This window comes from Actinopolyspora lacussalsi, from assembly GCA_030803735.1.
Lineage (GTDB): Bacteria > Actinomycetota > Actinomycetes > Mycobacteriales > Pseudonocardiaceae > Actinopolyspora > Actinopolyspora lacussalsi.
Map to the genome: position 1 here is coordinate 1928899 of JAURUC010000001.1, position 13469 is coordinate 1942367.

Genomic DNA, 13469 nt, shown 5'->3' on the forward strand with positions numbered 1-13469 from the left:
GTCTCGTCGGTCCTGGTGCTGGTTGTCGAGGACGGTCAGTCGGCCGCTTCGTCGGATGCGGCGAGCCCCCGTAGGAAGGGGTTGCTCTCGCGCTCCCGGCCGATGGTCGTGGTGGAGCCGTGTCCCGGGAGCACGGCCGTGTCGTCGGGACGCGACAGGATCTCGTTCCGGAGCGTGCGCAGCATCCGCTCGTGGTCACCGCCGGGCAGGTCGGTGCGACCGATGGCTCCGGTGAACAACGTGTCGCCGGTCAGCAGCAGTCGACCACCTTCCACGGTGCCGGTCCCGAACAGCACCGAACCGCCCGTGTGGCCGGGAGCGGGCCGCACGTCGAACTCCATGCCCGCCAGGTTCAGCACGGTGTCGCCGGAGAGTTCACGCACGTCCTCCGGCATGTTCACCGGGACACCCTCGAACAGCTGGCTTCCCTCCGGGCCGAGCGCGGCACCGGGGTCGGCGAGCATGTAGCGGTCCTCGGGATGCACCCAGGCGGGTATCCCGTAGGACTCGCACAGTTCCCCGGCGGAGAACACGTGGTCGAAATGGCCGTGCGTCAACAGCACGCCCACGGGGGTGAGCCCGTGTTCGTCCAGCTGCTTGCGCACCGGCTCGACGGCATCCTGGCCCGGGTCCACCACTACGCAGTCGCCGCCCTCGTGCGGTGCGAGCACGTAGCAGTTCGCCTGGAGCTGTCCGACGGGGAAACCAACAACAAGCACGGAGTGCTACCTCTTCAGCGTTCGGGGACGTGCGACCGGGGCCCGCGGCGTGTAAGAACCTGCCGCACCACTGGCCGACAGGCCACCCCGATCACTCCAGTGCTACCAGCCTAGTCGTGCGGTCTCACAGTTTTCGCACACCGGGCCGTTCTACACTCCCCGAAAACGTGATCCCGTGTTGTTTCCTCGGGACGAAGCCGACCGACCCCGACCGCGGAGTGGGAACAGGTGTCCAGCAACGAACAACGTCGCCAGGCGGCCAAGAGCAAGCTCGAGCGTCAGCTCGCCCGCAGGGAGGAGCAAGCCCGCAAACGCAGGACCGTGGCGGTGACCACCACGATCGTCGTGGTGATCGCGGCCGTGGTGGGGGTTTACTTCCTCACCCGTACGGGCGGCGGGGGTGACGGCGCCGCGAGTCCTCCACCGAGCTCCACGACGACCTCCGAACAGTCGAACTCGGAGCAGATATCCATACCGACCGAACTCGCCCCCGCTCCGAGCCGCCCTGAACCGCTGCCGAACCAGGTTTCCTGCACCTACCGTTCGGAGGGGGAGCCCGCCAAACCGGTGGATCCCCCCGAGGACGGCGAGGTCTCCTCGCAGGGAACCGTGCAGGCCACGATCGAGGCGAATGTGGGCACCATCCCGATCACATTGGACCACTCGCTGGCCCCCTGCACGGTGAACAGCTTCGTCCACCTGGCCGAGTCCGGGTTCTACAACGACACCCCCTGTCACCGCATCTCCACCTCGGGACTGCAGATGCTGCAGTGCGGTGACCCGACGGGTGAGGGCACCGGCGGCCCCGGATACCAGTTCGACGACGAGACCTACTCCGACATCCAGTACGGACGTGGATACCTGGCGATGGCCAACTCGGGGGCCGACACCAACGGCAGCCAGTTCTTCATCGTGTACGGCGAGGCACCGCTGCAGTCCAACTACACGGTGTTCGGCACCGTGTCGAAGGAGGGCCTGGAAGTGGTGGACAAGGTCGCTCGGGCGGGCCACGACGGTTCGTTCTCGAGCGCGGGTGGCGGTCATCCGAACAAGAAGGTGAATTTCGAGAAGGTGACCGTGCAGTCCTGATCCGGGAAATCCGGCCCGGAAATCCTGGGCCGCGAAGTACCGGGGAACACCCGCGTGGCCCCGGCCACGCGGGTGTGGCGGGGGGCGGACTGCGTAAATTTCCCACGAAATCGCCGCGCCGCTTCGACGCAGGGCCGAGCTCCCACCACTGCCGCAGCCCGCACCGCCGCGGGTTCTCTCGTGGTGCTCTCGCGAGGACGCCGGAGACGTTGTGTGTAACTACCCGATGTCTCCGGACCCGCGGCGAGAGCCCGCGAGAGGTTCCGCCGCCCGTACCGCCACGCAGCCGGACCGACCAACGGTCACGCAGCGGAGGTCATGCGGTAGACATCGTAGACTCCCTCGATGTTGCGCACGGCCTTGAGGACGTGCCCCAGGTGCTTGGGATCGCCCATCTCGAAGGAGAACCGGCTCACCGCGACGCGGTCCTTGGAGGTGGTCACCGAGGCGGACAGGATGTTGACCTTCTCGTCGGCCAACACCTTCGTCACGTCCGAGAGCAACCGGTGCCGGTCCAGCGCCTCGACCTGGATGGCCACCAGGAACACCGAGGAGTTCGACGGGGCCCAGTAGACCTCCACCAACCGTTCGGGTTTGGAGCGCAGGTCGTCCGCGTTGTTGCAGTCGGTGCGGTGCACGCTGACGCCACCACCGCGCGTGACGAAGCCGAGGATCTCGTCGCCGGGCACCGGGGTGCAGCAACGCGCGAGCTTCGCCCAGACCTCACCCGCGTTGGCGCCCTCCACGCGTACACCGGAATCGCCGGAACTGCGGCGCTGCTGCTGCACCGTGGAGGGGGTGGAGCGTTCCGCGATCTCGTCCTCGGCCTGTTCCACCCCGCCGAACGAGGCGACCAGCCGCTGCACCACGTGGTGCGCCGAGACCTGTCGTTCCCCGACCGCCGCGTACAACGCGGTCACATCGGTGTAGTGCAGCTCCTTGGCCACGGATCCGATGGAATCGGCCGAGACCAACCGCTGCACCGGCAGACCCAGCCTGCGCAGCTCCTTGGCGATGGCCTGCTTGCCGGACTCGATCGCCTCCTCGCGCCGCTCCTTGGCGAACCACTGCTTGATCTTGGTCTTGGCGCGCGGCGAGGCGACGAAGGAAAGCCAGTCCCTGCTCGGACCGGATCCCTCGGCCTTGGAGGTGAAGATCTCGACGACCTCGCCGTTCTCCAGCTTGCGTTCGAGCGCGACGAGTCTGCCGTTGACCCTGGATCCGATACAACGGTGCCCTACCTCGGTGTGCACCGCGTAGGCGAAGTCGACCGGCGTCGATCCCGCCGGAAGCGTGATCACGTCACCCTTGGGGGTGAATACGAAGATCTCTCTGGTGTTGAGGTCGTAACGCAGCGACTCCAGGAACTCCCCTGGGTCCGCGGCCTCCCGCTGCCAGTCGAGCAGCTGGCGCATCCAGGCCATCTCGTCGATCTCGACACCGGCGCCGCCTCGGCCACGCGCCTTGGTCTCCTTGTAGCGCCAGTGGGCCGCGATGCCGTACTCGGCGGTACGATGCATCTCCTCGGTACGGATCTGCACTTCCAGCGGCTTGCCCTCGGGACCGATCACCGTGGTGTGCAGTGACTGGTACACCCCGAACTTGGGCTGGGCGATGTAGTCCTTGAACCGGCCGGGCATCGGCTGCCACAGCGCGTGCACCACACCCATCGCGGCATAGCAGTCCCGCACCTGGTCGACGAGGATGCGCACTCCGACCAGATCGTGGATGTCGTCGAAGTCACGGCCCCGAACGATCATCTTCTGGTGGATCGAGTAGTAGTGCTTGGGGCGCCCCTCCACCTTCGCGGAGAGCCGAGCCGCGTCCAGGTTCGACGACAACTCGTCGACCACGGTGCGCAGATAGGTGTCCCTGGAGGGCGCGCGGTTGGCCACCAGTCGCACGATCTCGTCGTACTTCTTGGGCTGCAGGATCGCGAAGGCCAGGTCCTCCAGCTCCCACTTGATGGTGGCCATGCCCAGCCGATGTGCCAGCGGCGCCAGGACCTCCAGGGTCTCGCGCGCCTTGCGCACCTGCTTCTCCGGCGGCAGGAACCGCATGGTGCGCATGTTGTGCAACCGGTCGGCGAGCTTGATCACCACGACGCGGGGATCACGGGCCATCGCGATGACCATCTTGCGGATGGTCTCGGCCTCGGCGGCGTTTCCCAGCTTGACCTTGTCGAGCTTGGTGACGCCATCGACGAGGTGGGAGACCTCCTCACCGAAGTCGGACCGCAGCTTGTCCAGCGGGTAGTCGGTGTCCTCGACGGTGTCGTGCAACAACGCGGCCACCAGCGTGGTGGTGTCCATACCCAGCTCGGCGAGGATGGTGGCGACCGCGAGCGGATGCGTGATGTAGGGATCACCGGACTTGCGCTGCTGGTCGCTGTGTTGTTCCTCGGCGATGTCGTAGGCGTACTGCAGCAACGCCAGATCAGCCTGCGGGTGCATCTCGCGGTGCACCGAGGCCAACGGCTCGAGGACCTGCTTGACCTGGGTAGGACGCTGCGCGGTGATTCGCCGGGCCAACCGCGCGCGAACCCGCCGAGTGGCCGAGGCGGGCCGCTGCGCGGCAGAGTCCGCCCCGCTCGCGGGAGACTCGACTTCTTGGCTCACAGCACGCTCCCGGGTGTTCGAGGATCCGCTCGGCCCGGGTCGGTTCTCCGCACGCGAGAACGCCCGTGGCGCTCGGTGCGGCGACCCGGACATTGAGCATAACGCTACGACCCCCGTGCGCCTTCCCGGGAGGGGCGACGCCGCGCCGAGCGGTCCCGACGCGGCTGTGAGCCGAACCCCCGGATGATCGGCCGCGCCGATCACCGGGCGGCGTGACCACAAGGCGGCGTGACCACAGGGCGGCGTGATCACCAGTACACCGATCATCGCGGACACGGATCACATCAGGAGCCGGCCCGCGATGATCGGCGCTCGGTCACCGCCGCTTGCGTCCGGCGGAACGACGTCCCGCTTTCCCCGAAGGCTGCGCCCCGCCGGAACCGGCGGCACCCGCACCGGCCAGCTTCGCACCACCCGTCCCGTTGGTCTTGTCGCGGGCGGAGCGCGTCTTCCCGGTCGTGCTCACCTCGGACTCGGAGTCGGACCGGTCATCGGTGGTGGCCCCGTTGACCGTGGCGGTCGCGTCACCGCCCCGGTTGCTCCTGCGCTGGGCGACCTTGTCGGCGTGTACGCGGTACTTGGACTCGCGCATCTTCAGGTCGACCAACAGCGGGGTGGCCAGCAGCAGCGAGGAGAGCACACCCGCCAGCATGCCGACGCCCTGCACCAGCGCGAGATCCCGCAGCACACCTACGCCCAGCAGGCCGGCACCGACGACCAGCAGGCCGAGCACCGGCAGCAACGCGATCACCGAAGTGTTGATCGAACGCATCAGGGACTGGTTGACGGCCAGGTTGGCCGCCTCGGGATAGGTACGCCTGGTGGTGCTCAGCAGCCCGGTGGTGTTCTCCTTGACCTTGTCGAAGACCACGACCGTGTCGTACAGCGAGAAACCGAGGATCGTGAGCAGACCGATCACCGTGCTGGGACTGACCTGGAACCCGGTCATCGAGTAGATGCCCGCGGTGACGAGCACGTCGTGCAGCAACGCCACCAGGGCGCCGACCGCCATCCACCGCTCGAAGTAGAACGCCAGGAACACGGTCACCAGCACGAGGAACACGGCCAGGGCGATCAACGCCTGCTGGGTGATCTCGCTGCCCCAGGTACCGCTGACGGCGCTGTCGCTGATCGCGTCCGCGCTGGGCTGACCGTTGGTTCCCAGCGGTTGCAGATCCTGGAACAGGGCCGACTTGACCTGGACCAGGTCGGCCTGCGACAGCTTCTCGGTGTTGATCTGCAGCGTCTGGCTGTCACCGCTGCCCACCAGCTGCACCGAGGACGGCTCGGAGCCGAGCGCCTGCTGGAAAGAGTCCTCGGCCTCTTCGGTGCTGATCTGTCCGGAGGAGCCCTGCGCGGGCATCGAGATGTTGGTCCCGCCCTCGAACTCGATGCTGAGGTTGAAGCCCTTGACGCCGACGAAAAGGGCGGAGACCAGCATCAGCAGCCCGAGGATGGCGTACCAGTACTTGCGCTTGCCGACGATGTCGAAAGCACCGGTACCGGTGTAGAGCCGTTGCAGCACCCCACGCTTGGCCTCGGTGCCGCTCGCGTCGGTCGCGGCGGGATCGCTCCCGTTGCTGCCGGTCGTGTCCACGACTCACGCCTCCTTCGGAGTGCCGTTGGAAGCACTCTGCTGCCGGTTGACGCCCTTCCGCTGTGCCCTGGCGCGTTCGCCCATCCGCTGGACCGCGCCGAGACCGGTCAGCCCCGGGCGGGAGAGGAACTTGCTGCGCGAGGCCAGCGCCACGAGTGGGTGGGTGACCAGGAAGACGACGATCAGGTCCAGCACCGTCGACATCCCGAGAGTGAAGGCGAAGCCCTTCACCTGGCCGACCGCGAGCAGGTACAGCACACCCGCCGCGAGGAAGCTGACCGCGTCGGCCGAGAGAATCGTCCGTCGGGCACGGGCCCAGGAACGCGGCACCGCGGATCGGAACGTTCTGCCCTCGCGTATCTCGTCCTTGAGTCGTTCGAAGAAGACGATGAACGAGTCCGCGGTGATACCGATCGCGATGATGAAACCGGCCATGCCCGGCAGGTCGAGCGTGAACCCGATCCAACGGCCGAACAGCACCAGTACGCCGTAGACGACCGCACCGGACAGCACCAGCGAAAGGATCGTCAGCAATCCCAGCAGCCGGTAGTAGAGCAGGCAGTAGACCGCCACGAGGATCAGTCCGATGCCACCTGCCAGCAACGCGGCCTGCAACGAGGCGATCCCCAGTGTCGGCGAGACGGTCTCGGCGGTGGACTGGTCGAACGCGAGTGGCAGCGCGCCGTACTTGAGCGTGTTGGCGAGGTTGCTGGCCGTCTCCTGGTTGAAGTTGCCGGAGATCGAGGTGGTTCCGCCGACGATCGCGTCGTTGATGGACGGGGCGGAGACCACCCCGTTGTCGAGCACGAAGGCCACCTGCTCACCCACGTTCTGCGAGGTGAAGTCGGCCCAGGTGTTCTTGCCCTGGTTCTTGAACTCCAGGTTTACGGTCCACTCCGCCTTACGCTGCCCCGGTGGAGAGGAGTTGGCGTCGCTGATCTGGGTACCGGGAATCAGTACCGGGTCGAGGATATACTTGCGCTCACCGTCGTCACCACAGGTCACCAACGGGCGTTCGGGGTCGGCGTTGCCGCGCAACGGGTCGGGCGCGTTGCAGTCCAGCGTCAGCAGTGCCTGCCGCTGCATGGTCGGGTTCTCGCTCTGGCGCAGCTGCTTGGCCTGCTCGATCCGTTCGGCCCTGGTCAGCTGGTCCCCGTTCTGCTGGTTACCGTTCTGCTGGTTACCGCTCTGCTGGTTGTCGGACTGCTGCTCACCATCGCCGGACTGGGAGTCCTCGTCCGGTTGGTCCTGCGCCGGAGCCTGCTGCGCGCCCACCGCCTGTGGCGTGGTGTCGGAGGACTGGTCCCCGGATTCGCTCGACCCGCCGTTCTGGCTGGAGTCCCCGCTCTGCCCCGACTGATCGCCCTGCCCAGGCTGGTTGCCCTGGCCGGGTTGGTTGCCCTGGCCGGGTTGGTTGCCCTGCAACGCGCTGACCGGAACAACCTGGTTGACCTTGCGCAGATTCAGTTCCGCGGTCTGCCCGAGCCGCTTGGCTTGCTCACCGTCCTTGCCGGGCACCGTGATCACCAGGTTGGTGCCGTCGACGGTGACCTCGGATCCGCTGACACCGAGCCCGTTCACGCGCTGCTCGATGATCTCGCGAGCCTGCTGCAACGACTCGTCGGTGGGGGGTTTACCGTTGGGGGTCCGCGCCGTGAGCGTCACCCGGGTACCGCCCTGCAGGTCGATGCCCAGCTCCGGAACTGGTTTGCGGTCACCGGTGAAGAACACAAGGCTGTATATGCCCAGCAGAATCGCCACGAAGGCCAGCAGATAACGCGCCGGCCGGATCTGCCCGCGTGGAGGTGCCACGTTAGGTCCGTCTCCTCGTCCGGGGTCGGTGCCGAAGGTCCGGCAGTCGTCCAAAGCCGCCGTCGCGCCCGGCCCTCACGGTGCCGACACCGCACGTGGCTGACGCGACAACGGCGTCCAGTTTGACAGGTCACATCCCGACGGCGTCGCGCAGGTACTGAATCGTGATCCACTCGCCGGACACGGCACGGGTGATCGGCACCGCACGTCCCGGTGGTGCTCCCACGCACGGCGGGGCCTCCCCGGAATGAGCGAATGGTCGACACTACCGTGCAGCGGGCGGCACGCTCGGCGGCGACGCGGGGGTCGCCGCCGAAAGCACGCGCCGGACCTCACCGCACGCCGCACGACCTCGAACGGACCGTCGAACGCGACTCTCATTGAGTTTTCGCTGTCCGCCCCTGGCGGTGCCCACCGCGCGGCACCCGCCGTCCGCCGTCACCCGCGGTGACCACGACGTGGCGATCCAGTTCGCCACGTGTGCGGCTTCCTCGTGGGAGCGCGACGCGGCAGACCTCACGACCACGCGGGCCGAGCGAGTGCTCAGCCCGACGCCTTTTGCGCCGAGAGACACTCTCCCGGTTGCCGCCCGGGCGGGAAATCCCGATCAGCCCGTCTTCTGGGTCTCCGTCTTCTGGGTATCCGCGTTCTCGGTGACGTCGGAGTCCTCGTCCGAGGAAGTCCGCTCCGAGGAGTCGACAACGTCCTCGTCGTCCTCGTCGTTGTCATCCTCGTCGAGCTCGTCCTCGTCGACCTCGGTGTCGACCCGCTCACGGATCGCCTGACGCAGCCAGGTCGTGACCACACCGTCGGCGATCTCGAGTTCGATCGAGTCGTCCTCGGTCTCGACCACGGTGCCGAACAATCCGGAGGTGGTCATCACTCGGTCACCGACCGTCAGCGAGTTCTGCAGCTTCTGCTGCTCATTCATCGCCTTGCGCTGCTTGCGCATCTGGAAGAACAGCAGCGCCGCGAAGGCGACGAACAGAATCGGGATCAAATACTCTGTCGACAATCTTGCTCCATCCACGGACGTCACCCGGACAGCGCGGCGACCGCGACAACGGAGCCGTGCCCCACCGGCGCCCGGACTATTCGGATGTACCGCCCCCCAGTGTGCCAGGTTCACCAGCACATAACCGCCCCTGCCCTTCCGGTGGGCACACCGCCCCGGACGGATCGACCAGTGATGCAGCGCACAACGTCGCATCCGGTCGACAGCCCACCGGCAGGATTCCCGGACCGAACCGCTCAGCGCCGCACTCCCGAAAATCCCGGGTCACTCGTCGAACAACCCTGGTTCGACCGGTTCCGACTCGGCCACGGGCGCCGCACCGAAAGCGTTAGCCGGTGCCACCATGCCGAGATGCTGCCAGGCCGCGGCGGTGGCGACCCGCCCACGCGGTGTCCGGGCCAACATGCCGGCACGGACCAGGTACGGCTCGCACACCTCCTCGATGGTGCTCTGCTCCTCGCCCACGGCCACCGACAGCGTCGAGGCACCCACCGGTCCGCCCCCGAACGAGCGGGCCAGTGAGCCGAGCACCGCCCGGTCGAGGCGGTCGAGTCCGAGCTCGTCCACGTCGTAGACCTCCAGCGCGGCGCGGGCCACCTCGACGGTGACCACTCCGTCGGAGCGCACCTCGGCGTAGTCGCGGACCCGCCGCAGCAGCCGGTTGGCGATACGCGGCGTCCCCCGACACCTCCGGGCTATCTCGGTGGCACCGTCCGGGCGCAGGTCCACACCGAGAATCCCGGCCGAACGGTTGATGACCTCCTCCAACTCGGCGGGTTCGTAGAACTCCATGTGCGCGGTGAACCCGAACCGGTCCCGCAACGGGCCGGTCAACGAACCCGAACGAGTGGTCGCCCCCACCAGGGTGAACGGGGCGATGTCCAGCGGGATGCTGGTGGCGCCCGGCCCCTTGCCGACGACGACGTCGACCCGGTAGTCCTCCATCGCCAGGTAGAGCATCTCCTCTGCCGGGCGCGCCATGCGGTGTATCTCGTCGATGAACAGCACGTCCCCGGCGGTGAGGTTGGACAGCATCGCGGCCAGGTCCCCCGGACGTTCCAGTGCCGGGCCCGAGGTCACCCTGATGGCAGAGCCCAGTTCGGTCGCCAGGATCATGGCCAGGCTGGTCTTGCCGAGCCCCGGTGGCCCCGCGAACAGGATGTGATCGGGCTGCTCCCCCCTCCCGAGGGCACCTTGCAGCACCAGGCGCAGCTGCTCGCGGACGCGCTGCTGGCCCACGAAGTCGTCGAGCTTGCGCGGGCGTAGGCTCGCGTCGATCTCCTGTTCACCATTGGCGCGGTGCGGCGAGAGGGTTTCCTCGGAGGCATCCGTCGCGTCCGGGGTCTCGGCTTCCGGCTCCACCGGCCCGTCCTCGTGCATCGTTTCCTCAGAACTTCGCTCGTGCCACTTTCGATTGTCGCGCCGCTGTGCTCCCGGGGCGCACTACTTGGGACCGAGACCGGCCAGCGCCTTGCGCAGCACGGTGGAGGTGTCGGTCTCGCCGCCGTTCTCGGCCAGCACCGCGTTGACGCTATGCTCCGCCTGTTTCGCGGAGAACCCGAGCCCGACCAGGGCCTCGCTGACCTCGGAACGGATACCGGCGGTGTCCACGACGGCACCCCCGGGAGCAGCACCCGCCTCCGTGGTCGCCCACGCGGGATCGACGCCGGGCTGGACGGACAGCGCCGCCACCTTGTCCCGCAGCTCCAGGGTGAGCCGTTCGGCGTTCTTCTTGCCGATGCCGGGAACACGGGTCAGCGCCCCGATGTCGCCCTGGCTCAGCGCGTCGCGCAGCTGGGCGGGGTCGAGCACCGCCAGCGCGGCCAGCGCCAGCCTCGGTCCCACACCCGATGCGGTCTGCAGCAGCGTGAACAGGTCACGGGCCTGCGCGTCGGCGAATCCGTAGAGCGTCAGCGAGTCCTCCCGCACTATCAGCGAGGTGGCCAGGTTCGCCTCGGAGCCGCGCCGCAGTCCACCCAACGTCGCCGGTGTCGCGTACACGGCCATTCCCACGCCGCCGACCTCGATCACCGCGTGATCCAGTCCGACCGAAAGCACCTCACCCCGCACCGAAGCGATCATCGGTGGTTCCCCCTTGTACCGGACGAGTCTCGTGCTGCCTGCCGCAGCCGTTGTTGATGATTGCGCGCGAGTTCGGCCGCGCGCTGCTCCGCCTCGGCGAGCCTGCCGACCATGGGAGCCCGCCAGAGATGACAGAGTGCCAGCGCCAGCGCGTCGGCCGCGTCGGCGGGTTTCGGTGGGCTCGACATGCCCAGCACCTTGCTCACCATCGCGGTGACCTGTCGCTTGTCGGCCTTGCCGGAACCGCTGATGGCGGCCTTGACCGAACTCGGGGTGTGGAAGGCCACCTGGATGTCCCGCCGAGCGGCGGCCAGCGCCACGATGCCGGACACCTGCGCGGTTCCCATGACCGAGCGCACGTTCTGCTGACTGAAGACCCGTTCGATCGCCACGACTTCCGGTTCGTGCCGGTCGATCCACTCCTCCACCCCGTCGGCGATGGCCACGAGGCGCCGGGGAAGCTCGTCGTCCACGGGACTGCGCACCACACCGACCCCGAGACAGCTCACCCCGCGCCGCTGCCCGCCCTCGACGACACCGACTCCGCAGCGTGTCAGTCCCGGATCGACTCCCAGTATGCGCACACCCACATCCTCTCGCGCGAGCCCGCTTTGAACACGCGTTCGAATGATAACGGCAGGCCGGACGGGCCCGACCACGGCGACACGCACGCCGTATCACCCGGACGAGACCGGACCGACCGGACGAGGCGGCGCGGACGGGGAGTCAGCCGGGCAGGCTCACCCGCGGCGTGAACAGCAGGGGGATGAGCGGGGCACTCCGCGGCAGGCGGTCCCAGTGGGCGTCCCGACTGTCGCCGGGCCGGGGGAGCACCCGGGGAGTGCTGTCGTGCTCGTGCAGCGCCTCGATGCGCGTCCCCGCGCCGGTCACGGCACGTATTCACGCAACGGGCACGCGGTCGTGTCCAACGATTTCTCGGGCCACCCGGCATTCGGCAGCGGGATTCTCAGGCTCCGTCGTGGCCGGGTTTCCAGCTCTCCGGAACACCACTTCGGGTCAGCACCGGCTGGTAATCGGCGAAGCCCTCGGGAGCCCGCTCGGACCAGGGAAACAGCCCGGTGTCCGGGGTGGGTAACAGCAGTTGCAGCGCGGGGAAGTCGTCGTCGCCGTAAACCAGCATCGCGCTTCCCAGGTACTCCGGGTAGTACATCCCGGCCACGCGCTCGAAGGTGACGGGCTGTTCGGCCAGGAAGCCCTCGTAGAGCCTGCCGGTGATGAACCGCTCGCCACGGCCGACGCGCTCGATGTAGGTGTCCACCACGCTCCGACCCACATGCTCGGGCAGCCCGATCACCACGAGCTCCGGCTTGCCGAACCTCCGCCACGCGCCCACCGAGAAGGAGTACGGCGCGTGGTCCTCCTCCTCTGGAACGTGCAGCACGGCAGCCCCGTACCGCTCCGAGGTTTCGACCAACCAGCGCCGCAGTCCCTCCGTCGAGTTCGCAGTTCCGGTCATCACGTGTCACCTCTTCGTCGACGGGGTCGTTCCCGGCGCGACCGCGCGTACCCGGCGAGCGCCGCGTCGGGGCGAAGCCTAGTTCACGGGTGGGTGCCGGAGACACGCCGTCGTCGGTCGCGAAACGGGAAGTTCGGCGGAAGATACGAGCGATCTTGACTTCGAGTTCACTCGAACTCGCATGCTCGGCGGTGCCGTACGAAAGCGCGACGCCGGCAGGAACGACGCACCGGGCACGAACGACACCGCGCGCACGAATCGGGCACACCCGAACCGGGGACGAACGGACGACTGGGAGAACATCATGGACACTTCGATCTCGCGGGATCACTTCGAGCAGGCATACCGGGAGGGCAACCCGCCGTGGGTGATCGGCGGCCCTCAGCCCGCGATCGTCGAACTGGAGCAACAGGGGTGGATCGGGGGTCCGGTGCTGGATCCCGGTTGCGGCGAGGGCGAGCACACCATCCTGCTGGCGGAGCTCGGTTACGACGTGCTCGGCGTGGACGGTTCCCGGACCGCCGTGGCGCGGGCACGGGACAACGCGGCCGAACGCGGGGTGGCCGCGCGTTTCGAAGTGGCCGACGCGTTCGATCTCGGCAGCGAACCGCGGTTCGACACCGTCGTGGACAGCGCCCTGCTGCACGTGTTCGGCGAAGCGGAGCGGCGCCGCTACACCAGGAGCCTGCACGCGGTGTGCGGGCCGGGGGCCGTGGTGCACGTGCTCGCGCTGTCGGACGCCGAGGACGCCGGTGGGCCGCGCCTGAGCGCCGAGCAGGTGCGGAACTCGTTCGATGACGGTTGGACCGTCGAGTCCCTGGAGCCGCACGTCTACCGCGGGGTCGCCGGCGAGGAGTACGCCGCACGGTTCGACGTCTCGCCCGAGGAGCAGGTCGACACGGCGGCCTGGCTGGCACGGGTCCGCAGGCTCTGAGCGTTCGTGGGCACCGTGCCGGGACGCGATCCGCCCGACCACGCCCCTCGCACGGATCCCGCGGCCCGCACGGGCCGCCGTCAAGCACGCACGGGAACTTCCGGACCCCGCTGTCCGGAAGTTCCA

12 protein-coding genes are annotated in these 13469 nt (G+C 68.1%); 2 read left to right on the forward strand and 10 right to left on the reverse strand.

Annotated elements, in window-relative coordinates; all coding sequences use genetic code 11:
- Positions 1 to 35: 35 nt before the first annotated feature.
- The gene (locus J2S53_RS08440) at positions 36 to 719 is read right to left on the reverse strand and encodes an MBL fold metallo-hydrolase (protein ID WP_456240526.1); all 684 of its coding nucleotides are present in this window, start codon (positions 717 to 719) and stop codon (positions 36 to 38) included.
- Positions 720 to 947: 228 nt separating this feature from the next.
- Between J2S53_RS08440 and J2S53_RS08445 the strand changes: the two genes are divergently transcribed.
- Positions 948 to 1808: a peptidylprolyl isomerase gene (locus tag J2S53_RS08445; protein ID WP_456240527.1), complete on the forward strand. Its 861-nt coding sequence runs from the start codon at positions 948 to 950 to the stop codon at positions 1806 to 1808.
- A gap of 302 nt (positions 1809 to 2110) precedes the next feature.
- Here the strand turns inward: J2S53_RS08445 and J2S53_RS08450 are convergent, their stop codons facing one another.
- From J2S53_RS08450 to J2S53_RS08490, 9 genes are all read right to left on the reverse strand, one after another.
- The gene (locus J2S53_RS08450; RefSeq protein WP_456240528.1) at positions 2111 to 4426 is read right to left on the reverse strand and encodes a RelA/SpoT family protein; all 2316 of its coding nucleotides are present in this window, start codon (positions 4424 to 4426) and stop codon (positions 2111 to 2113) included.
- 316 nt (positions 4427 to 4742) lie between these two features.
- Positions 4743 to 6023 carry a protein translocase subunit SecF gene (gene secF / locus J2S53_RS08455; protein ID WP_456240529.1) on the reverse strand — a complete coding sequence of 427 codons (1281 nt, stop codon included), beginning with the start codon at positions 6021 to 6023 and terminating at the stop codon, positions 4743 to 4745.
- Positions 6024 to 6026: 3 nt separating this feature from the next.
- Entirely contained in the window at positions 6027 to 7835 is a 1809-nt protein-coding gene (secD, locus tag J2S53_RS08460) for a protein translocase subunit SecD (protein WP_456240530.1), read from the reverse strand.
- Positions 7836 to 8442: 607 nt separating this feature from the next.
- Complete coding sequence (gene yajC, locus J2S53_RS08465) at positions 8443 to 8787, reverse strand: preprotein translocase subunit YajC (protein ID WP_456242743.1); 345 nt, start codon at positions 8785 to 8787, stop codon at positions 8443 to 8445.
- Between the two features lie 327 nt (positions 8788 to 9114).
- The gene (gene ruvB / locus J2S53_RS08470; protein WP_456240531.1) at positions 9115 to 10230 is read right to left on the reverse strand and encodes a Holliday junction branch migration DNA helicase RuvB; all 1116 of its coding nucleotides are present in this window, start codon (positions 10228 to 10230) and stop codon (positions 9115 to 9117) included.
- Positions 10231 to 10293: 63 nt separating this feature from the next.
- Positions 10294 to 10932 carry a Holliday junction branch migration protein RuvA gene (ruvA, locus tag J2S53_RS08475; protein ID WP_456240532.1) on the reverse strand — a complete coding sequence of 213 codons (639 nt, stop codon included), beginning with the start codon at positions 10930 to 10932 and terminating at the stop codon, positions 10294 to 10296.
- Entirely contained in the window at positions 10929 to 11516 is a 588-nt protein-coding gene (ruvC, locus tag J2S53_RS08480; RefSeq protein WP_092927351.1) for a crossover junction endodeoxyribonuclease RuvC, read from the reverse strand. The genes ruvA and ruvC overlap by 4 nt, the downstream gene beginning before the upstream one ends.
- Positions 11517 to 11658: 142 nt before the next feature.
- Positions 11659 to 11823 (reverse strand): hypothetical protein, encoded by a 165-nt coding sequence (locus J2S53_RS08485; protein ID WP_456240533.1) that lies wholly within the window; start codon positions 11821 to 11823, stop codon positions 11659 to 11661.
- Between the two features lie 76 nt (positions 11824 to 11899).
- Positions 11900 to 12409, reverse strand: coding sequence for a DUF4262 domain-containing protein (locus tag J2S53_RS08490; RefSeq protein ID WP_456240534.1), 510 nt, complete (start codon positions 12407 to 12409; stop codon positions 11900 to 11902).
- 304 nt (positions 12410 to 12713) lie between these two features.
- Between J2S53_RS08490 and J2S53_RS08495 the strand changes: the two genes are divergently transcribed.
- On the forward strand, positions 12714 to 13343 hold the full coding sequence (locus J2S53_RS08495) for an SAM-dependent methyltransferase (protein WP_456240535.1): 630 nt from the start codon (positions 12714 to 12716) through the stop codon (positions 13341 to 13343).
- Positions 13344 to 13469 lie beyond the last annotated feature (126 nt).

What these genes read in the sequence shown, in the direction of transcription:
- yajC (WP_456242743.1), bottom strand. Translation starts at nt 8,787, where the DNA reads ATGCGCAAGCAGCGCAAGGCGATGAATGAGCAGCAGAAGCTGCAGAAC.
- J2S53_RS08495 (WP_456240535.1), top strand. Translation starts at nt 12,714, where the DNA reads ATGGACACTTCGATCTCGCGGGATCACTTCGAGCAGGCATACCGGGAG.
- ruvB (WP_456240531.1), bottom strand. Translation starts at nt 10,230, where the DNA reads ATGCACGAGGACGGGCCGGTGGAGCCGGAAGCCGAGACCCCGGACGCG.
- ruvA (WP_456240532.1), bottom strand. Translation starts at nt 10,932, where the DNA reads ATGATCGCTTCGGTGCGGGGTGAGGTGCTTTCGGTCGGACTGGATCAC.
- J2S53_RS08490 (WP_456240534.1), bottom strand. Translation starts at nt 12,409, where the DNA reads ATGACCGGAACTGCGAACTCGACGGAGGGACTGCGGCGCTGGTTGGTC.